We start from the raw sequence: 20,540 nt of genomic DNA, 5'->3' as shown, positions 1-20,540 counted from the left end.
CTTCCTACAGGGTCGAGCGGCGGGCGTACTGGCGGCGCACCTTGTCGACCAGCCAGGTGACGTCAGCGCGGGGGTTGGCAGGCCGCTCGGGGTCGACCTTCGTGGGTGCCGTCTCCGGCACCGGGACGGTGTCCGCCTCGATGACCGGTGCGCCCTCCGGGTCCTGTCGCGGATCATCCAGGTCCGGCGGAACCAGCAGCTCGGTGTCCCCGTCGTAGGTGAGCGCCGCCACCTCCTGGCGCAGGGCGTGGACGCTCTTGCCGCTGGCGGCGGTGGCGACCGCGAGCAGCCGAGCGCGAACGTCGGTCAGGCCAGGTCGGGCGGTGGGGTCGAAGGCGAGCATCGTGCCGAGCAACTGCACCAGCTCGGCCGGCACCGCGGAGAGATCAGGAAGGTCGGCCGGCTCGCTGATGCGCAGCAGCAGGTTCCACGAGTTGGTCGGCGGGTAGAGCCCGTGGCCGGTGAGGGCGAAAACCAACGTCGCGGCGAGCGCATAGATGTCGACCGCCGGGGTGAGGTCCCGTTCACCCTTGACCTGCTCGGGTGACATGTACGCGGGAGTGCCCACCAGGGCACCCGGCTCGGTCAGGTAGTCATCTCGTTCGATCAGCACCGCCAAGCCGAAGTCGATCAGCTTGGGTCCGTCAGGGCCGAGGATGATGTTCTGCGGCTTGAGATCGCGGTGCAGCAGCTTGACCTGGTGCACCTTGGCGAGGCCTTCGGCGAGCATTGCGCCGGCCATCGCGGCCAACGGCAGCGGAAGCGGCCCTCGCGCGTCGACGTGCTGTCGCAGCGTGGCCCCGGGGACGTACTCGACGGCGAGCCAGGCCGGGTTCGCGTAGGGATCGGCACCCTCCAGGCGGGCAACCCGAGATCCGAAGACCAGCTTGAGGCTGTCGACCTCGGCGGCGAACCGCTCGCGCACCGTGGGCGCCTCGATGAGGTGCTGCTTGATCACCTTGACGGCGACCCGCTCGGCGGTCGGCGACACCGCGAAGAACACATCGCCCATACCACCTGAGCCCAGCGGCCGGACCAACTCGTAGCCGCCGATTCTGCCCAGCGTCATTCGTCCCCCTCACGATGACACCCACCCAAACTGCTCGTCTGCCTGTCGGCTCGACGCTGGTCGGACGCATGACCGTACAACGTTGAACTTTCAACGAGGAAGCGTCCGAATGGCGGTTAGCGCTGGCCCGCCGTCTGATATCCGACGACACGCGGGCCGCTCGGGAGGCGACCGTGCACCGCGGTCATCGCGTCTCGTCCGGCCGGATCGTTCCCCGGGCCAGGCCGTCGGCCGTGAGTTGGGCCAGCTCCGCCCCCAGCGACGCGGCCTGCCGGATCGCTGACTCGAAGGCGTCGAGACGCCGGAAGGCGTCCCCGTGCGCCCGTTGCTCGTCGAGCGACAGCCGCCGTACCTGCGCCCGTCGAATGTCGAACCGCATGGTTCCCGAGAGACTCGACGCCTGCTTCTCATTGGCGGACGTGCGCAGCTGCCCGGCCAGGAACCACGGGTCCAGCGCCGCCGGGTTGGGTCGCAGCAGGTAGAGGTTGCGCCCCAATAGTGCGCCGTCGGCGGTGACCACCCGCGGGATGAGCTGCCGCGCGATCATCGGCACCACCACATCCCCCACAGCGAGGGGGATCTCCTGCCCGAACCGGTCGTCGACCCGCCCGGACGCCTCCACCCCGGCGAGCACGTCCGGCACGGTGAGCACCGGCGGCCCATCGGGTGCGGGTGTGGACGTGCCGGCGCGGACCGGGCCGATCAGTTGGAGCGCCCCGGTCTTCGCCAACTCCCCCACCGTGAGGAAGAGGCCGTCCGGCCCCTCGGCCGCGGGTGTGACCTGCGGCAGCAGCGCCGGCAGCTCGCCGACGATGGCGGCCAGGCGCTCTCTGGTGCGTACCAGATGCTCTCCTGACGCCTCGCCCCCGACGGCCGGTTGCCGGCGCGCGGGGGTGAGGTCGACCTCCTCGTCGAGTAGCTCGATGACCGGGACTGGGCGGGCGAAGCCGGCTTCCTCGACGTCGGCGTCCGGGGCGGCGGCGAAGGCCCGCCACGCGGCCAGCACACGCGGAGCGGTGTCGGCCAGGTCGCCTCCGGCGGCGTCAATCAGCAGCGCCCGCGCCGGTGGCGGCGCGTCGGCCGCGGCCCGCCGCAGCACCCACAGGTGCAGCGGTACGCCGTGCGGCGCCGCCACCCCCGGCGGGAGCGCGATGACGGCGCGCAGGTGGCCTCGGCGCAGCAACTCGCTGCGGATCCGTTTGCCGGCGCGCCGACTGGCGACCGTGGGCGGCATCAGCAGTACGGCGTGCCCGCCCACGCGCAGGTGTGCCAGGGCGTGCTGCGCCCAGGCCAGCTCCGGTTCGGTGCGGGGTGTGGTGCCGACGATCCAGCGGGGATCGTGGCCGAGCTCCTCGTCGCCCCAGTTGGTGGCGCCGAACGGTGGGTGGCAGACGACGGCGTCGACGGTGCGGCCGGCGAAGGCGTCGGCGCGCAGGGAGTCACCGGGGCAGACCTCTCCGGGTACGTCGTGCAGGGCCAACCACAGGCCGGCGAGCCGGGCCAGGTCCTCGTCGAGTTCCTGCCCGTACACCGAGGTGCCGCCGGCGCGGACGGCGGCTCGCAGGATGGCGCCGGAGCCGGCGGCCGGGTCGAGCACTGAGCCGCCGCCGACGTTGGCGAGCCCGATCATCAGGTCGGCGAGGTCGTCGGGGGTGGCGAAGGGGCGGCCGGGCCCTGGTGCGGAGAACCGCTGCCACAGCTCGTCGAACGCACCCTGCGGGCCCAGCTCGTCGGCGAGCGCGTCGACGTCGGGCAGCAGCGGCGCGAGCTGTGCGTCGGGGTGGCCGCTTCGGGAGCCGCGCTGACGGGCCAACAGCAGCGCGCCGACGGCCGAGAGCCCGGCGGCCGGGGAGTCGCTGGCTGCGGCGAGGTGACGCCAGAGCCGGTCGGCGGTGGCGAGCTCGGGGAGCTTGCCCTGGGTGCGTAGCCACTGCTCGACCTGGATCAGGTCGAACTCGGGGCTCGCCGTCGTCCCGCCCACCGGGGCGGGGAAGTCGGGGTGCCTCTTGCGCCAGTTGCTGACCGCAGCGCGACCGACTCCGGCGAGCCGGGCGATCTCCGCTGCCGTGATGGTCGGGTTCTCCTGCACGCCGAAAGTCTCGCACATCTGTCAAGCACGAGATTGTCTGTTGACACCGTTCTCGGACGATGCTCTTATTGACGCCGCAACGTTCACATCAGGAGGACAACGATGCGCAAGACCACCACTCTCGCTCTGCTCGCCACCGGCCTCATCGCCCTGGGCTGCGGCTCCGGCGCCGCCGACACGTCCACGAGCTCCGGCGGCGGCGGCAAGGGCGAGGACGCCCCGGCGAAGACCGCCAAGGTGGGCGAGGCGGCCCGCGACGGCAAGTTCGAGTTCACGGTGAAGTCCGCCAAGTGCGGCGTCACCAAGGTCGGCAGCGACCTGCTCGGCCAGAAGGCGCAGGGCCAGTTCTGCCTGGTCACCGTCAACGTGAAGAACATCGGCAAGGAAGCGCAGATGTTCGACGGCAGCAGCCAGAAGGCGTACGCGGCCGACGGCACCGAGTACTCCGCCGACACCGGCGCCGCGATCTACGCCAACAAGAACGCCGAGACGTTCCTCAACGACGTCAACCCCGGCAACCAGGTCAGCGGCGTCGTCGTCTTCGACATCCCGAAGAAGGTCAAGATCGCCAAGCTCGAGCTGCACGACTCGCCCTTCTCCGGCGGCGTCGACGTCTCCCTCGGCTGACCACTCTCCCGTAGCACCGGGGCGGGTCTGAACGATCCGCCCCGGCTGTTCACAGCCCACCTGTTCACAGAAGGAGCCTCGCCATGACCGTCCCGACCACTCCTGATCCGGACGAGAGTCCCGTGGATCCAGACCCGACCTCGGGCGCCGACCGGACCTCGATCAACGGCCCTGAGGACGACGCCTCCAGCGCGAACGCGGTGCCGGGCCGGAGGCGTCGGTACCTGATCGTGGCGGCGGCAATGGTGATACTGCTGGCGGCGGCCGCGGGCATCCTCTTCATGATCCAGCGCGATTCGCCGCTCGAGGCCGCCCGAGAGGCGTGCGGTGCCGGCAGACACGACTGGGCGATGCTGGGCGACGACGGTAGGTCCCTGACGCTACGGAGCGTCGGCGAGGAGAGAACCGGCCTCAAGCTGGAGCAGTTGCAGTGCTACTGGACCGAGCTGCACGTGCCCGACGCCGTCGTTGCGGAGGTCAAAGTGACGCGTGCCCTGGACGGGCGGCAGTCCGGCGAGTGGGAGGACATGAAGGCCTCCTGGATCTACCACCCGGATGACGGCCTCCAAATGATCATCACCCTCTCGGACTGACACCTCCTTCCTCCAACCCTGATCCAGTTACGTCATCAGGTCGACAGCGTTCCTTCGGCAGATCCGCCGCACCTCCATTGCCCTTCGCCGCGGTCCGGCACTCCGCCGTACCGCTGTCCTCCCGCGTCCCGGAGACGACCATGGCCCTCCCCCACCCGTACGGCACCCCCCATTCCTCGACGCGGACCGTCCGCCGGCGTCGAGCCGTCCGCGCCTCGGGCGCGCTGCTCACTACCGCCCTGCTGGCGACCACGCTCACCGGCTGCGGCGACCAGCAGCGGCCCACCGCCACGCCGGCGACCGCCACCTCGAGCGCGTCCGCCTCTCCCAGCGCGTCGCCGACTCCGCCCCCGCCGCCCGATCGGGACGGCGACGGTATCCCCGACTCCAGCGACACCTATCCCGACGATCCGAAGAACACACCGGAGCAGCCCCCGGTCAGCCTCGAGTGCAACACGGGCAACGACGGGAACGCGCTGCTCACGGTGCAGCCGGGCAAGGACGGCCGGCCGGACTTCAGCGAGGTGTGGACGGCGAAGCCGACGTCCTGCGACTCCCAGGCGGAGATCTACCCGGTGACCGACACCGAGAAGGCCGCTTTGAAGACGTCCAAGTACGAGGACGGGAACATCACGACCCTGTACGAGATGTGTGCCGCCGTCGACCCCGAGGACACCTACCTGGAGGCGGACTTCGCCGCCAGCAGTGAACAGATCCCGGAGATCAACGCCGCCCTCCAGCTCTGCCCCACCTACCCGTACGCGAAAAAGTGGCGCGAGACGGTGAAACGCGGGCAGGTCGACGTGGACCTGGCGGCCCAGGGTCGACTCTTCGGCTCCGGCACGTTCCGCGTCGGGAAGGAGATCAAGCCCGGCACGTACGTCACCACCGACGTCGACGGCTGCTACTGGGAACGGCAGAACAAGTCCGGCGACACCATCGACAACTACTTCACCAACAGCGCCCGCCGGGTACAGGTGACCATCCGCTCCTCCGATTACGCCTTCAGCTCCCAGAACTGCGGCGAGTGGCGCCCCGCCCGCTGAGACGAAGCACCTCCTTCCACCGCTCACCCGGGCGGGCCGGCGAGTCGTCGGCCCGCGGACACCACACGCCTGGAGACGACCATGACCCAGCCTCCCCAGCCGACCGCACCGCTGATTGAGCTGATCTTCGACCGACTCGCCGCCGCTGACGACGTACCGACCGAGACCGCCGAGCTGGTCCTCGCCGCGCTCACCAGCGAGGACGACCTGACCGCCGCCCTCGCCGGCACTCCTACCCGGCTCGACCCGCGCTCCCTCACCGGCGACGGTCCAGCGGACCGGATCTGGCTGAAGTCGGTGACCGTCGCCGGGTTCCGCGGCGTCGGCCCGGAACGGACCCTCCAGATCGACCCCGGTCCGGGCCTCACCCTGGTCGTCGGCCGCAACGGCTCCGGCAAGTCCAGCTTCGCCGAGGCCGTCGAACTCGCCCTCACCGGCGACAGCGCCCGGTGGGCCGACAAGACGAGCGTCTGGCGTACCGGGTGGCGCAACCTGCACAACCCGGATCCATGCTGGGTCGGCGTGGAGCTGCGGGTCGACGGCGTGGCCACGCCGACCCGGGTGCACCGCGCCTGGCCGGTCGGAGCCGAGCTGGCCGACGCCGAGGTGACCGTCACCAGCGCCCGGGGCCGGCACACCGGCCTCACCGAGTTGGGTCTGGCCCGCCCGCTGGAGCTGTACCGGCCGTTCCTCACCGCCGCCGAGCTGGGCAAGCTCGCCGCCGGCACGCAGAGCCAGCTCTTCGACGCGCTCTTCGCGATCCTCGGCCTGGACGCCCTCACCGACGCCGACCAGCGTCTGCTGCGCGCCGCCCGGCCGCACGACACGACCATCAAGGAGGTACGCGCACAGCGTTCCGCCCTGGCCGACGCGCTGTCCGGGATCACTGACGACCGGGCCCGGCGAACCGTCGCGCTGCTACGCGGCCGGGGCGCGGTCGACCTCGCCGCGGTGACGGCGATCCTCGACGAGCCCGACGAGGCGACGACCGACCGGGCGGTGCTGCTCTGCCGGGAACTCGCCGCTCTCGCTCCGCCGCCGGTCGACGAGGTGACCCGGCTGGCCGGTCAGCTGCGGGAGGCGGCGGCCGAGGCCCTGCGGTACGACGGCGGCCGGTCCCGGGCCGCGCTGCGCAGCGCTGAGCTGCTCCGGCTCGCCCTCGAACATCACGAGGACCAGGGCGACGGACCGTGCCCGGTCTGCGCCACCGGCACCCTCGACGGCGGATGGCGTACCGCCGCCGCGCAGTCGCTGACCGACCTCCGGCAGCGCAGTGTCGCCGCCCAGACGGCGGCGACCCGGCTCACGACTCTGCTGCGGCAGACGCACCACCTGATCGACGATCTCGCGGTGCCCGAGGGTCCCGGGTCGGAGCCGCCGGTCGGGGCGCTGCGCGATGCCGTGGCCGCGCTGCGGCGCGTACCCGGGCAGCCGGCCGACCTGGCCGACCACCTGGCCGCGCGCTACCCGGCAGTGGTGGCGGCGGCGGACGCGGCGCGTTCGTACGCGGAGGGGTTTCTGCGGCAGCGCGACACCGGCTGGCGGGCGGCGGCGGCCGAGGTGCGCGAGTGGGTGGCCGCGGCCGGCGGGTTGCCGGCGCGGGAGGCCACCCTGGCCCGGTTGAAGGCCGCGCGCGGCTGGCTGAAGGGCGCCGGTACGGAGATCCGCAACGAGCGGGTCGCGCCGTTCGCCGGGCACTCGCAGCGGATCTGGGCTCAGTTGCGGCAGGAGAGCAACGTCGAGTTGGGGGCGATGACGCTCGAAGGCGCGAACACCCGGCGGCGGGTGGTCTTCCCGGTCAGCGTCGACGGCGCCGACAACGGCACCGCCCTCGGTGTGATGAGTCAGGGTGAGATGCAGGCGCTCGGGCTGGCCACTTTCCTGCCGCGCAGCTGCGCCCCGGAGAGCCCGTTCCGGTTCATCGTGGTCGACGACCCGGTGCAGAGCATGGACCCGTCGAAGGTGGACGGTCTCGCACGGGTGCTCGCCGAGCTGGCCGAGCAGCGGCAGGTGGTGGTCTTCACCCACGACACCCGACTGCCCGACGCGGTCACCCGGCTCGGCCTCGGCGGCGCCCGCATCGTCGAGGTGCACCGTGCGGAGCGGTCGGTGGTGACGCTGCGGCCGGGCTCGGATCCGGTGACCCGCTACCTGGACGACGCGAACGCGCTGTCGCGCAACGAGGACATCCCCGCCGAGGTACGTGGGCCGGTGGTGGCGGAGCTGTGCCGTTCGGCGCTGGAGGCGGCCTGCCACCGGGTGGTCTGGCGGGTACGGGTCGCCCGGGGTGTCCCGCATGACGACATCGAGGCGGCCATCGAGGCCGCGTCGCGCCGGCTGGCCACCATCGTCGCGTTGGCGCTGTTCGACGACGCCGATCGGGGCGGTGACGTGCTCGGCCAGCTGAGTCGTCGGCACGGACGACGGGCGGTGGACGCGTACCAGGCGTGCCGGGAGGGCGTGCACGGCGCGTACCTGGCGGACCTGCCGGGCCTGGTCGCGGACGCCCGCCTCCTGGCGGGGGCGCTGCGGTGACCGCGCCGACACCTCAGCGCTGCCTGGCGGCGGCCGACCAGTTGCTGCGCGGCTCCGGCCTGCTGGGGGCCGTCGCCATTCCCGGCGGCTGGTGGCCTCGGGCCTGCGCCTGCCTGATCCGGCTCGCCCTGGAAGGCGGCATCGACGCCTACTGGCGGCGGGTCAAGCCGACCGTCGCAGCCTGCCGGCAGGGCCGAGCCAAGCAGCTGATGCTGCGCGGGCGGCTCGGGCCGGGCACGGAGACCGCCCGGCGGGTGGCGTACGCGTGGGCCACGCTCTCGACCGCCGCGCACCACCACTGCTACGAGCTGGCGCCGACGGCCGCGGAGCTACGCCGGCTGCACACCGAGGTGAACGCACTGCTCACCCGACTCGACCAGCGATGACCGGACCGACCCACCTGCACAGGAGTGACCATGAGCTACCACCCCGGCTATGACCCCCACCGGCCCGCGTTGCCGGCATCGGCCCCGCCGGCCAGCCCCGGCCCGTACCCGCCGATCGGGTACCCGCCGGCGCACATCGTCGTGCACGGCCCGCCCACCTCCAGCCTGGCCGTGACGTCGCTGGTGTTCGGAATCCTCGGCGTGCTCGGCGGGTGGTGCCTGTTCGGGGTGCCGTGCCTGCTCGCCGTCGTCCTCGGTCACGTCGGCCTGCACGACACCCGCAACAACTCGAAGTCCGGGCGCGGCATGGCGGTCGCCGGCCTGGTCCTCGGGTACGTCTTCGTCGCCCCCATGATCATGCTCACGGTCATGGTCTTCTTCGGCGGACTGATCGGCGCGGCGACCCCCTCGACCACCCCCACCCCGTGAGGCGGAACGACGGACCGCACACCTGCCCCGCCACGATCGCCATCCGAACGCGGTCGGACCGGCGGGTGCGTAACGTGCAGGGGTAACCCCCTGACGCGAAGAGGAGACTTCATGTCCAAGCCACCGCTTCCCGAGGCCGCGGTCGCCATGCTGCAGAAGCCGAACCCCGCCGTCATGACCACGCTTCGCAACGGTGGTCAGCCGGTGTCCGCCGCCACCTGGTACCTGTGGGAGGACGGCCGGATCCTGGTGAACATGGACGAGAGTCGCCGCCGGCTGGAGCACGTCCGGAACGACCCCCGGGTCTCCCTCACCGTGCTGGATGAGGCCGGCTGGTACACCCACGTCAGCATCATCGGGCACGTCGCCGAACTGCGGCCGGACGAGGGCCTCGCGGACATCGACCGGTTGTCCCAGCACTACACCGGCAACGCGTATCCCCGGCGGGAGCGCGCTCGGGTCAGTGCCTTGATCGAGATCGACCGGTGGCACGGGTGGGGCTCACTCAAGGACAACAACCAGGTCGGCTGACCGACACGGCCCGGCCGGCGGCACCGGCGGCCGGGCCAGCGACCTCACGGTCAGGGCTGCACGGGGGTGACGGCCGGGGCGCCGACGCGGGTCACCAGGTAGCCGAAGGCCGCCGCGGTGAAGAACATGACGATGCCGTAGACCGCCCCGGGGATCGCCATCTGGGTGCTGTCGAGCAACGCCGGGCTGAGCGCGATCGTGATGGCAAGGGTGCTGTTGTGGATGCCGATCTCGAATCCGGCGGCCGTCGCGGCGCTCCGGTCGACTCCGGCGAGTCGCGGCACCCCGTACCCGATCGCGAGGCTCAGCAGGTTGAAGGCGAGCACGGCCAGGCCGACCGAGACGAAGTAGTCGGCGATGTTCTCCCGCTCGCCGAGCACGGCGCCGGCGATCACGGCGACGAGCACCACGACGGAGAGGATCCGGACCGGGCGGTTCAGGCGCTCGGCGACGTGTGGCACCCGGGCGCGGATCAACATACCGATCGCGACCGGGACGAGCACGATGGCGAAGACCTGCAGCACCTTGTCGATCTGCAGGCCGAGGCTCCTTCCGTCGGGGAGGAAGTAGGCCGCCGACAGGTTGACCAGGATCGGCAGGGTGAACACGGCGAGCACCGAGTTGATGGCGGTGAGGGTGATGTTCAGGGCCACGTGGCCGCCGAAGAGGTGGCTGTAGAGGTTGGCCGTGGTGCCGCCGGGGGAAGCGGCCAGCAGCATCATCCCGACGGCCAGCTCGGGTGCCAGGTCGAAGGCGAGGACCAGGGCGAAGCAGAGCGCCGGCAGCACCAGCACCTGACACACCAGCGCGATGACGGCGGCTTTCGGATGTTGGGCGACCCGGCGGAAGTCCGCAATGGTCAGTCCGAGACCCAGGCCGAGCATGATGATGCCGAGGGCGATGGGCAGTCCGATCAGAGTCAGGGCTGAGTCCATGACACAACATCGTTACCACCCGGTAATGACTCCGCCATCCCCCATGTGGCCGGACGGCTCTTGACCGTCGACGGTGATCGGCTTAACTTCATCAATCAGGCAAGACTCTTTACTAATTCCGCTCCATTCCTCGTGGGAGTGTGCCGATGCGACCATTCCGCCACCGCCGCCTGACCGCCGTCGTCGCCCTTGCGGCCATGCTGATCACCGCCGCCCCGCCGACCGCCGCGAGCGCGGGCGACAAACCCGACCGCCGGGCCGGCTACCACCGGGTCGGCTACTTCACCCAGTGGGGCATCTACGGCCGGGCCTTCCCGGTCAAGAAGCTCGACACCTCCGGGGCCGCGAGTCGCCTCACCCACGTCAACTACGCCTTCGGCAACGTCAGTGAGGACGGACGCTGCTATGTCGACGGTGGGCCGGGCGAGGGTGACGCGTGGGCCGACTACCAGCGTCCGGTGCCGGCCGAGGAGAGCGTCGACGGTGTCGCCGACGCCCCGGGTCAGGCGCTCAACGGCAACTTCGGCCAGTTGGCCAAGCTGAAGGCCAAGCACCGCGATCTGAAGGTGCTGATTTCGCTGGGTGGCTGGAGCTGGTCGACGTACTTCTCGAACGCCGCCCTCACCGACGCCTCCCGCAAGGCGTTCGTCGCCTCCTGCATCGACCTCTACCTCAAGGGCAACCTGCCGGGCGGTGACGGCGCCGCGGGCGGGCCGGGTGCCGCCGCCGGCGTGTTCGACGGCATCGACCTCGACTGGGAGTGGCCGAACTGGGCCGGTGAGCCGGGCAACGTCATCCGCCCGGAGGACCGGGAGAACTTCACCAGGCTGCTCGCGGAATTCCGCCGGCAACTCGACGCGTACGGGCGCACGACCCGCGAGCACTACGCGCTGACCGCGTTCCTGCCGGCCAACCCCGCAGCCATGGACGCCGGGTACGAGGGTCGCAAGATCTTCAAGTACCTGGACTTCGCCACCGTGCAGGGGTACGACTTCCACGGCGGCTGGGACGCGGTGACCAACCAGCAGTCCGCGCTGCGCGTGCCGGCGGGTGCTCCGGACAACCCGGACTTCTCCGCCGAGGTGGCCATCGACGGCTGGATCACCCGCGGCGCGCCGCGCGACAAACTGGTCCTCGGCATCCCGTACTACGGTCGCGGCTGGACCGGCATCACCGGCGGCGGCAACGGCCTGTTCAAACCCGCCGCCGCGCCCGCGCCGGCCACCTTCGAGGCCGGGTACGAGGACTACAAGAAGCTCAAGACCCTGGCCGGCAACGGCTACACCGTGCACCGCGACCTGCGCTCCGGGCACGCCTGGCTGTTCGACGGTACGACGTTCTGGACGTACGACGACCCGGCGGTCGTGCTGCAGAAGACGCTCTACATCCGGCGGGCCGGCCTGGCCGGCGCCATGATCTGGTCGCTGGACGGCGACGACGACAACGCCACGTTGACCAAGACGATCGGCCTCGGGCTGACGACCTGGTAGCCGTATCGCTTGCGGCAGTCCCCCGGCCCGTCGTCGACCGATCCATCGGTCGGCGGCGGGCCGGTGGTCCGTGCGCCAGACCGCGATCGATCAGCTCGGTCTACCCCTGCTCGGATGCCACCGCGCGTACCGCGGCCTCGATGAGCGCGGTCACCTCGTCCATGTCACGGGCCCGGGGCACGTCCAACTCCCCCGACCATCCGTCCGGACGGGTGAGCTTCACCGTCACGTCCTCGCGACGGTGGGTCAACCAGCCGGCGATCGCCTGGACCAGCACCATGACAGCCCCGCCGCTGTCGACCGCCACCAGCAGCACGTCCGTGCCCTCCGCCGACGTGTCGTCGGACGGCGTCGTCGAACCGGCGGCGGGCGCCGCCGTCACCTTTTCGCGAAGCCGGTCCTCGGACCGCAGCCAGGACGCCAGAGAACGCCGAGCGTCGGCAGATGGAAGATCGGGGAAGACCGACAGCGTGATCGTCTCCTGAGAGGCCAGCACCGTCTCCTCCTTCCAGGCGAGACATCCGCACACCGCCATCCTGCCAGCCAGCGCCTCCGCCGGCACCCCACGCAATCATCAAAGTCGATCAGACCTTGACCCGGGTATCCGCGATTCATAGGCTCCGGCCACTGCGAGGCTTTTCCCGAGAAGGGAAACAAAGACATGGCCCCATCGATGCGTCCGTCCTGGACGGTCCCCACGAGGCGGCTGGCGAGTGCCGCCGCGATCACACTCCTGCTCGGCACGATTCCCCTGCTCAGCGGCACATCCGCCGCGGGCGCGGCACAGTCCCCCCGGTGCAGCACCGACCCCACGGCACGTCTGAGCACCGTGCCCGCCCCGGAGACCGTGCTCGGCTTCCCGCTCGGCGTGGGTCAGGAGCGGGTCGTCACCAACGACGAGGTCCGGACCTACCTGGGAGCGGTGGACGGCGCCTCCGACCGAGTCGTCACCGGGGTGATGGCGACCAGCGTGCTCGGTCAGCCGCTGCCGTACGCGGTGGTGTCCAACGAGCGCAACGTCCGGCCGTCGGCGCTGCGCGGGATCGCCGACGACGTGCGTGACCTGCGGGATCCGCGTCGGACCAGCGCGAGGACGGCCGCCCGGACCGCCAAGGACAGCCCGGCCATCGTCTGGGTCACCGCGAACGTGCACGGTGGCGAGAAGAGCGGCACCGACGCCGCGCTCAAGACGCTGTACGAGCTGGCCGCCGGCCTGTCCTGCGCGGTCGAGAAGCGCAACGACAACCTGGTCACCATCATCGTCCCCACCCAGAACCCGGACGGCCGCGACGCGACCCGGCGGCAGAACGAGTTCGGCTTCGACATGAACCGGGACTGGTTCGCCCGCACCCAGCAGGAGACCGACGGCAAGCTCGAACTCCTGCGCCGCTACCCGCCGCAGGTCTTCATCGACGCCCACGAGATGACTGGCCGCCAGTACTTCTTCCCGCCCAACGCCGACCCGATCCACCACGAGATCGCCGGCGAGGCGGTGGACTGGATCAACCGGATCGGCGAGGCCAACAAGGCCGGCTTCGGCTACAACGGCGCCTGCGAAAACGACGACGACGCCGAGTGCTACTTCAACTACGCGACCTACGACATGTTCTTCATGGGCTACGGCGACACGGTGCCGACCACCGGCTTCGGCGCGGCCGGCATGACGTACGAGAAGGGCAGCGCCTCGGCGGTGGTCGACCGGGTCCAGCAGCAGTTCAACACCCAGTGGGCGACGCTCGGTTGGGCCGCCACGAACAAGCACGAGGTGCTGAGCGACTACTTCGACATCTGGACCGACGCGCTCGCGCAGGGCAGGGCGGGCACGCTGGAGCCGAACGAGGTGGTCCAGCCCACCAACGAGGTCCAGTTCCCGGTTCCGGACATCAAGATCCGCTCGTACTTCCTGCTGCCCGACCGGCAGCTCGCCGACGTACGCCAGCTCGTCGAGCGGCTGCGCCGGATGGACGTCGAGGTGTACGAGGTGCAGAAGGCGACCCGGGTGCCCACCGCCCGGATCTTCGGCGGCCGGTCGGCCAGCAACGTGACCGTGCCCAAGGGCGCGTACTGGATCCCCATGGACCAGCCGCAGAAGCACTGGATCCAGGCGATCATGGGCGAGGACCCGTACGTCCCCTTCCCCTACTTCTACGACGTGTCGTCCTGGAGCAACCCGCTGCTGATGGGCGTCTCCACCATCTACACCGGCGACAACGTCCGGCCGAAGGCCCAGCTGGTCCGCAAGATCTCCGGCGGCCGCAGCGGGCTGGCGTGGCCGTGGGGCTCGTACAGCTACCCGCTGGACTCGGCGGCGGCCGCGGAGTTCACCTTCACCCTGCTCGGCCGCGGCGTGCCGCTCGTGCGCAACCTGGACACCAGCACGGTCGCCCTACCGGCGAGCAGACTGAGCCGTACGGTCGACGAGCTGGCCGAATCATTCGGAGTGACCCTCACCCCGGGCGGGCGGACCACCGGGACCCGACTCGACCTACCGGACGTGGGGCTGTTCCAGGGCACCGGCATCTCCACCACGTCAGGCTCACACGGCGAGGCCCGGTACGTGCTCGGCAAGCGGTGGGGGCTGGACCTCACGCCGGTGACCACGGCCGACATCAACGACAACACCGAGGCGTTCACCGGACGCACGGTGCTGCTGGTGCCGGACGGCAGCAGCCCGACCGGCGGCCTCACCACCGCTGGGCAGGCCAACCTGCGCGACTGGATCGCCCAGGGCCACACCTACATCGGGCTGCGCAACGAGGGCACCCGAGTCGCCCGGGCCGCCGGGCTCACCTCCACCACCGAGAAGCCCAAACCGGCCGGCTACCAGGTGATCGGCTCGCACCTGCGGGTCGACGTCGACCACGACAGCCCGGTGGCGCTGGGCCGCCCGGCCGAGGACTTCGAGTTCAACAACAGCGACCCGATCCTCAACCCGAGCACCACCGGGACCAACGTGCTCCGCTACCCAGCGGGCGACACCTTCTGGGCAAACGGCTACACCGTCGGCGGCGACACGCTGAAGGGGACGGCGGCACTGGTCGACGAGCCGACCGGCGCCGGTCGGGCGGTGCTGTTCGCGTTCAACCCGCTCTTCCGGGCGTACAACGAGAATGGTCTGCACCTGGTGGCCAACGCGCTGCTCTACCCGGCGGACGCGACCACCGCGCCGGACGCCCGGCGCACGCCGGGCATCGACCCGGCGCGCGCCAGCGCCGCCGCCGCGCCGGTGGCGGCGGACCTGGGTGGCGGGTGGCGGCCGGTCACCATCGAGGTGGCGGCGGGCGACCTCCCGCGCACCCGGGCCATCGTCGAACGCTTCACCACGGACGCCCGGGCGTCCGCGAAGGGCGGTTCGGCGTACGTGGTGATCCCGAACCCGCAGGGACTCCAGGTGGACGAACACCCGTTCGCGAGTGATCTGGTGCGCGCCCTGCGCGACGCCAAGGTGCCGCTGCGGTCGGTGGTGGGCTGACGAATCGCTGCACAGCGAAGCGCCCGCCCCGACGGGGCGGGCGCTTCGGCGCGTTCTGGGGCCGGTTCCGGATGCGCCGGCGCCCGATCTTCCTCCGGTCGGTGGAGCTGACCTTCGGCAGTGACCCGCAGCCGAGGCCCGGCTGGGCTACGGGATGTTGCCCTTGACGACCAGGCCGACCTGGGGGCCGGTAGTGGCGTTCGGAGCCTGTGGAGCTGATGTCGCCAACGATTCAGGCGGGCAGGGCGATCGGGTGAATCGTTGGTGACATCAGCTCCACAGCGTCTCAACCAAGGATGGGACCCTCCGTGGGGACGGCCAGGGAAGCCAATCGGCTCCTGCGCCGGTGTCGATCGTCCACGAGGGCACGGCCGCCGCGATCCAGCTCGCGGCCCGCGTCGAGCGACGCCGGGACGTGGGGGGTGACCCGCATGCTGCTACCTGCATCAGCACTGGGCATCGCCGGTGCAGAGGTGGCCACGACCGGGTGGGCCGGCGATGTACTGGCCCGCTTCGAGGGCGATGTTGTGGGCCACGGCGGCGGACCGGTTGCTCGGGGCCAGCACGAGGCGTACCCCGGCCATCATGACGGCGTTGACCAGGCGGGTCAGCGGACCCCTTCTCCTGGGAACTGGCACCAGGGTTGATCAGCCGGGTTGTGCCGCTCGCTCAGACAGCGATGAACCGACGACAGGGGCGAGGGCTGCGGAGAGTACCTCCGGTGGCTGCGGAAGCGAACGGGGTCGCCACTCACGCGATCTGTCACGTCGCGTGGCTGGTGTGAGTGCGCGGTTGGATCGCTGGCCTGTCGCCGGAGCTCCGTGCTGACAGATGGGTGAGTACCGGCGTGGTCGCCGATATGTGACGCTGGCTGTGTGCTGCCCGCGCCCTTGTCTCGCCCGGTAGGGCCGTACGGCGGTCGACGGCCGCCGCCTACCGCCGCCCAAGTGCGGCGGTGTGGGGGCGGTCGTGTCACGCGGGCGTGTCGGCCTCGCAGACCGCGTGACGCCCCACCTGGCCTGGGCCATCAGGCTGCCGCTCGTTCACGCGGGAAGAGGTGTGGGCCGGGAACTCGTCGTCGTGGTGGGTGTCGCTGTAGGGCAGGTCGATGAGGCGGTGGCTGCCGGTGCTGCGGCCGGTCAGTTGCCAGATCTGCTGGGCGGGGCTGGCGCCGAGTGCGAGGCGCAGTCAGTCCAGGTGCTCATGGCGTAGACCGTTCGTACTTGGCGATTTTCTCGGTGAGGATGTTGAGGCGTTCGCGGCCGGTGTCGTACTCGAGAAAGAACGGCACGGACCGTCCGTGCTCGGTCCACACCCCGGCGCCGTCGGGGCGGGGCAGTCCGCTCGGACCGTGGACCATCATCTGCGGGTTGCCGCCTCGGCGGTAGAACACCCCAGGCTCGTGGAAGGCGGACGCGGGCTGCCACCGGTCCAGGGCCGTGTCGGGGTGGGTGCGGGCGTGGGCGGCGAGGTCGATGAAGACCTGGTTGCCGCCGAGCAGGTGCGGCAGGTCCGGCCGGGCGGTGAGGGATTGCTTGCGGCGGCGGGCCTGGTCGCGGCGTGGTCGTGCGAGTCCGCGTTGGGCGTGGACGTGGTCGTAGCCGAGCTGGTCCAGGACGTAGTGGTACGGGTAGGAGCCGCCGTAGGCCCGGTTGGGTCGGAACCGGTCTGTCGCGGGCAGGACGGTGAGGCGGCGTAGCCGGCGTTGGGCGAAGTCCAGGGATGGGAACAGTGCGGCGCCGATCTGGTCGGTGGTGAGGACTCCATGGTCGTAGAGCCAGCCGAGGAGGCGGTCGTCGCGGGCGGTGATGCTGGCCTGTAGACGCAGCAGCGGGTCCGGAGCCGGTAGCGGTTTACGCATGGGCGTCCCCTGGGGGGACACCCCACACATGAGGGTGTGTCTGGAGCCGATCAGGAGCGATGAGAGTGGTGTTGACCTGGGCTGTGAGCGAGTACGGGGGGTCCCGTTTGGGGGTCGGGATCAAGGCGGACGGTGAAACGGGGACCGACATCGACACCGTAACGGCGGGTCACACCGCGTCAGGCGTAACGGTGCGCTGAAAGTCTGCGTGAGCCGGGTCGGTGACGGCGTTGGCGACGCAGGTGATGGTCGTTGTGCAGGGTCATGATGCGTGAAGCTCCTCGATCAGGAATGCGGATGGGCTTTCGATGCGCGCCCTCGCTGCTGCGCCCAGACAGCCGCGGCGGGCGACGTCGCGGTGACAGTTCTGTCAGGTTCTGCCAGGTTCTGTCAGGTCGCCGGCTTGCTGCCAGACGAAAGAACTGGTCTGACAGCGGCGACCCGGGCTGACAGAGGACCTCGTGGTTCGGTCACGCGCCTCCATTCGCGGCAGTTCCGGCGCGGTCGGTGCCGGTGGAGTGATCTCGACGCGCACGAGCGCCGATTCGGTGGCGTTTGACAGCTGATGCCCGTCCAGGCGCAGCTGTCCGGCGAGGGCCTTGCGGGATAGCGATGTCTTCTCGACAGTAAGGGCGCGGGCGGCGGTCCGGGCGGCCGGGACCAGCGCCGCCACCTGCGGGCCGCCGCCGGTTGCCGCCTCGTGGTCCCGGCGGTCCGGGACCGTCCGGCCCCGGTCCGCAGCGGCGGGGACCGCGGCAATGGGGTCCCGGACCGTCTCGCTAGGGTCCGAGACGAACGTGTCAGCGACGAGCGCCGGTCGTGGCCCGGTCCGGCCGGGCCGAGCGGTCCGGCCGGGCCGAGCGGTCCGGTCGGGCCGAGCGGTCCGGTCGGGCCGAGCGGTCCGGTCGGGCCGAGCGGTCCGGTCGGGCCGAGCGGTCCGGTGAGGGGTCGGGTCCCGGCCGAGGGCGATCTCTATCATCGCCAGGAATCGGAACGCCGGCAGCGCGGCGGCGATCCAGCCGATCACCGACGCCTCGGCCTCCACCACCTGCGCGGCCAGGGACAGCAACACCACCAACGTCAGCACCGTGGCGGGGAAGGCGACGCTGGTGCCTAAGCGCCGGTGGCGGCGCAACTCCAAACCGGCGGCGATCGACGTCAACTCCAGCACGACCGCGTCGGCCCAGGCCAGCCAGCCCAGCTGGCCATGCGTCGCCGCGATGTCATGCACATGCGTGAACACCCCCCGGCTGGCCGTGCCGTGGTCCGGCCGGCCCGGCGAACGGGCCGGCCGGCCACGGTGGCCCTGTCAGCCGCTCGTGCAGAGGATGCCGTTCAGGGTGAACGCGGTGGGCAGCACGTTCGGCCCGCTGTACGCGCCGACGAAGCCGGCGCTCACGCTGCCGCCGGCGGCGATCTGTCGGTTGTCGTCGGTCGGCGTGACCCGCACGGCGGCGCCGACCTGCTCCCAGGTGGCGTTCCAGCCGCTGCTCACCTGCTGCCAGCCCGTCGGCCACCGCCAGATGAGCGTCCAACCGTTGATCGGGCTCGTCCCGTTGTTGATGATCTCGACGTTACCGATGTAGCCGTTGCCCCAGTCGCTGTTGGTGGTGAAGCGGACGGTGCACGCACTCTCGGCCGGGCTGCCGGTGGCGAAGGTCAGCGGCGGTGAGGACCAGGACACCCGGCCGGCGGTGTCGCGGGTCAGCACGTTGACGGTGTACCTGCTGCCCGGCACCAGGTTGCCGACCGTGAGCGAGGTGGCCCTGGTCTCGCCGAGCTGCTCGCTGATCGCCCCGTTCTGCCGGTACACCTCGTACTTGGCGATCGGGCTGCCACCCGGGGTGGCCGCCGGCCAGGAGATCGTCGCGGACCGGTCGGTGACGCCGCTGGCCGTGGGCTGGCCCGGCGCCGCGGGCCGCCCGGCGGTGCCGCCGGTCGGGCGCAGCACGAGCATGGTCAGCGAGTACGGCGGCAGCGTCCGACTGGTCGCCGAGCCGGACTGGCTGGTGGCGATGCCGGCCGCGCCGTTGGTGAGGGTGGAGACCGTCGGCGCGGCGGCGGACGGGGTGAACCCGGCGTAGTCGATGGTGACCGGATGCGCGGTGTCCGGATCCTTGTTCACCAGCAGCACCGCGAGGTCACCGTTGGCCCGGCGGACCGCGTGGGCGCTGACCAGCGACTGGTCGGTGCCGGCGCGGACGAACTGGTCGCCGGCCTTGGCGAAGACGTTCATCATGGCCAGCCCGTGGTAGGGCGCGAACGGTGTGTTCAGCGGCGGCTCGCACACCGAGCCGTCCTCCGTGCAGGCGCCGCTGGACAGTATCCCGAAGTCCCCATAGTCGGTCTGGCCCGCCACCTCCGACACCGTGCCGATGCCGTTGTGCACGTTCCACCACTGCACGGTGAAGACGCCGTTTTCCAGCAGCCCACTGTAGGCGTCGGCCAGGAAGAGCGCCGCCGGCTGGGTGGTCCGGCCGGCGTCGACGTTCAACTCGGTGAAGCTGATGCCGATGCGCGCGGCGTTCGGGCCGGCGTACCGGGTGAGCTGCTGCCGGAGCAGGTAGGCCGCGTCGGGGATGTGGTTGGTCCGGGCCAGTGACTCCGCGGCCGTGCCACCCGGGTACCAGTGCACGTCGACGAAGTCGATCTTCGGGCCGGCGAGGGAGAGCACGGTCTGGTTCCAGGGGCCCGGGTCGGCGCCGGCGGTGATCCCGTCCGGCCAGTTGCCCGGCATCGTCAGCACCGCGCCGACCTTGATGCTCGGGTCGGCCGCCTTCATCGCATCGGCGTACTCGATGACCAGCCTCGCGTACTGGGTCGCGCTCTTGTCCGGGTGGTCGTCGGCCTCCCAGGCCGATCCGTAGTGGCCGTTGCCGTAGTTCTCGTTGCCGACCGTCCAGTACTTCGCGCCGTAGCCCTTGGTCACGTTGGCGTACCGCACCCAGTCGGCGGCCTCGGCCGCGGTACCCGTGCCGTAATTGGCGATGATCATCGGTTCGGCGCCGACCCGCTGGACCGCGGCCATGAAGGTGTCGAAGTCGGTCCCCGGTGCGACGTACCCGCCGGGTGCCGTGTGGTCCTTCCAGTGGTAGATGTCGGCGTACGAACCGCCGGGGTACCGCAACATCCGCACGCCGGCGTCGCGCAGCAGGTCCGACGTCTCGGCGCTGCCCAGGTGCTGGTCCCAGATGGCGTGATTGACGCCCAGTGCGGTATCGGGCACGGTCGCCAACCCCGCCCGCGCGTTCACGGTTACGGCAACCGGGTCAGCTGCCGCGCTGACGGTCGGGGGTTGACGCCGGCGAGCGCGCCCACGGCGAGCAGCAGGCTCGCCAGGAGAGCCGTGTGACGGGATCGGGCGGGCCGGGCCCTGCGGGTTTTCGGGTACGGCATTGGCTGGGCTCCTTTGCGGAGAACGACAGTGAGTCGCCCAGCCTCGGACCGGTCGGTCGCACGGGAGACGCGGCGTGGTGG

Annotated in this window: 16 protein-coding genes and 1 pseudogene; 9 read left to right on the top strand and 8 right to left on the bottom strand. The window is 71.0% G+C overall.

Going from position 1 to position 20,540, the window contains the following annotated elements; translation table 11 throughout:
* Positions 1-4: 4 nt before the first annotated feature.
* A complete protein-coding gene (locus ABZU69_RS32370) occupies positions 5-1,069 on the bottom strand; it encodes a serine/threonine-protein kinase (RefSeq protein WP_354968095.1) in 1,065 nt (354 codons plus the stop codon).
* 184 nt (positions 1,070-1,253) lie between these two features.
* On the bottom strand, positions 1,254-3,176 hold the full coding sequence (locus ABZU69_RS32365; RefSeq protein WP_354968094.1) for an N-6 DNA methylase: 1,923 nt from the start codon (positions 3,174-3,176) through the stop codon (positions 1,254-1,256).
* A gap of 84 nt (positions 3,177-3,260) precedes the next feature.
* Between ABZU69_RS32365 and ABZU69_RS32360 the strand changes: the two genes are divergently transcribed.
* The 7 genes from ABZU69_RS32360 to ABZU69_RS32330 all read left to right on the top strand — a co-directional run bounded on the left by ABZU69_RS32360 (position 3,261) and on the right by ABZU69_RS32330 (position 9,305).
* Complete coding sequence (locus tag ABZU69_RS32360) at positions 3,261-3,785, top strand: DUF4352 domain-containing protein (protein WP_354968093.1); 525 nt, start codon at positions 3,261-3,263, stop codon at positions 3,783-3,785.
* An 83-nt stretch (positions 3,786-3,868) separates the two neighbouring features.
* On the top strand, positions 3,869-4,378 hold the full coding sequence (locus tag ABZU69_RS32355) for a hypothetical protein (RefSeq protein ID WP_354968092.1): 510 nt from the start codon (positions 3,869-3,871) through the stop codon (positions 4,376-4,378).
* Positions 4,379-4,518: 140 nt separating this feature from the next.
* A complete protein-coding gene (locus ABZU69_RS32350; RefSeq protein WP_354968091.1) occupies positions 4,519-5,424 on the top strand; it encodes a hypothetical protein in 906 nt (301 codons plus the stop codon).
* Positions 5,425-5,505: 81 nt separating this feature from the next.
* Positions 5,506-7,959, top strand: coding sequence for an AAA family ATPase (locus ABZU69_RS32345; RefSeq protein ID WP_354968090.1), 2,454 nt, complete (start codon positions 5,506-5,508; stop codon positions 7,957-7,959).
* A complete protein-coding gene (locus tag ABZU69_RS32340; protein WP_354968089.1) occupies positions 7,956-8,345 on the top strand; it encodes a hypothetical protein in 390 nt (129 codons plus the stop codon). Before ABZU69_RS32345 ends, ABZU69_RS32340 begins: the two co-directional genes overlap by 4 nt.
* A gap of 30 nt (positions 8,346-8,375) precedes the next feature.
* Positions 8,376-8,774 carry a DUF4190 domain-containing protein gene (locus ABZU69_RS32335; protein ID WP_354968088.1) on the top strand — a complete coding sequence of 133 codons (399 nt, stop codon included), beginning with the start codon at positions 8,376-8,378 and terminating at the stop codon, positions 8,772-8,774.
* Between the two features lie 111 nt (positions 8,775-8,885).
* Positions 8,886-9,305 (top strand): PPOX class F420-dependent oxidoreductase, encoded by a 420-nt coding sequence (locus tag ABZU69_RS32330; protein WP_354968087.1) that lies wholly within the window; start codon positions 8,886-8,888, stop codon positions 9,303-9,305.
* A 50-nt stretch (positions 9,306-9,355) separates the two neighbouring features.
* On the opposite strand, the gene ABZU69_RS32325 is transcribed toward ABZU69_RS32330, so the two are convergent.
* Positions 9,356-10,240: a bile acid:sodium symporter family protein gene (locus ABZU69_RS32325; protein ID WP_354968086.1), complete on the bottom strand. Its 885-nt coding sequence runs from the start codon at positions 10,238-10,240 to the stop codon at positions 9,356-9,358.
* 146 nt (positions 10,241-10,386) lie between these two features.
* On the opposite strand from ABZU69_RS32325, the gene ABZU69_RS32320 reads away from it, so the two are divergent.
* Positions 10,387-11,730 carry a glycoside hydrolase family 18 protein gene (locus tag ABZU69_RS32320; RefSeq protein WP_354968085.1) on the top strand — a complete coding sequence of 448 codons (1,344 nt, stop codon included), beginning with the start codon at positions 10,387-10,389 and terminating at the stop codon, positions 11,728-11,730.
* Between the two features lie 100 nt (positions 11,731-11,830).
* On the opposite strand, the gene ABZU69_RS32315 is transcribed toward ABZU69_RS32320, so the two are convergent.
* The gene (locus ABZU69_RS32315) at positions 11,831-12,226 is read right to left on the bottom strand and encodes a hypothetical protein (RefSeq protein ID WP_354968084.1); all 396 of its coding nucleotides are present in this window, start codon (positions 12,224-12,226) and stop codon (positions 11,831-11,833) included.
* Between the two features lie 165 nt (positions 12,227-12,391).
* Between ABZU69_RS32315 and ABZU69_RS32310 the strand changes: the two genes are divergently transcribed.
* Entirely contained in the window at positions 12,392-15,202 is a 2,811-nt protein-coding gene (locus tag ABZU69_RS32310; protein ID WP_354968083.1) for a M14 family zinc carboxypeptidase, read from the top strand.
* Positions 15,203-15,648: 446 nt separating this feature from the next.
* Here ABZU69_RS32310 and ABZU69_RS32305 read toward each other — a convergent pair whose 3' ends face one another.
* The 4 genes and pseudogenes from ABZU69_RS32305 to ABZU69_RS32290 form a co-directional block, all read right to left on the bottom strand.
* The gene (locus ABZU69_RS32305) at positions 15,649-15,840 is read right to left on the bottom strand and encodes a hypothetical protein (protein ID WP_354968082.1); all 192 of its coding nucleotides are present in this window, start codon (positions 15,838-15,840) and stop codon (positions 15,649-15,651) included.
* Positions 15,841-16,403: 563 nt separating this feature from the next.
* The gene (locus tag ABZU69_RS32300; protein ID WP_354968081.1) at positions 16,404-17,063 is read right to left on the bottom strand and encodes a replication-relaxation family protein; all 660 of its coding nucleotides are present in this window, start codon (positions 17,061-17,063) and stop codon (positions 16,404-16,406) included.
* Positions 17,064-17,433: 370 nt separating this feature from the next.
* Positions 17,434-18,294: a DUF2637 domain-containing protein gene (locus ABZU69_RS32295; RefSeq protein ID WP_354968080.1), complete on the bottom strand. Its 861-nt coding sequence runs from the start codon at positions 18,292-18,294 to the stop codon at positions 17,434-17,436.
* Positions 18,295-18,372: 78 nt separating this feature from the next.
* Positions 18,373-20,459, bottom strand: a pseudogene (locus ABZU69_RS32290) (cellulose binding domain-containing protein).
* Positions 20,460-20,540 lie beyond the last annotated feature (81 nt).

The sequence above is a fragment of the Micromonospora sp. NPDC005206 genome (assembly GCF_040608175.1).
GTDB lineage: Bacteria > Actinomycetota > Actinomycetes > Mycobacteriales > Micromonosporaceae > Micromonospora.
Note: the sequence above shows the minus strand (reverse complement) of the source record. Positions and strands in the feature narration are given on the sequence as shown.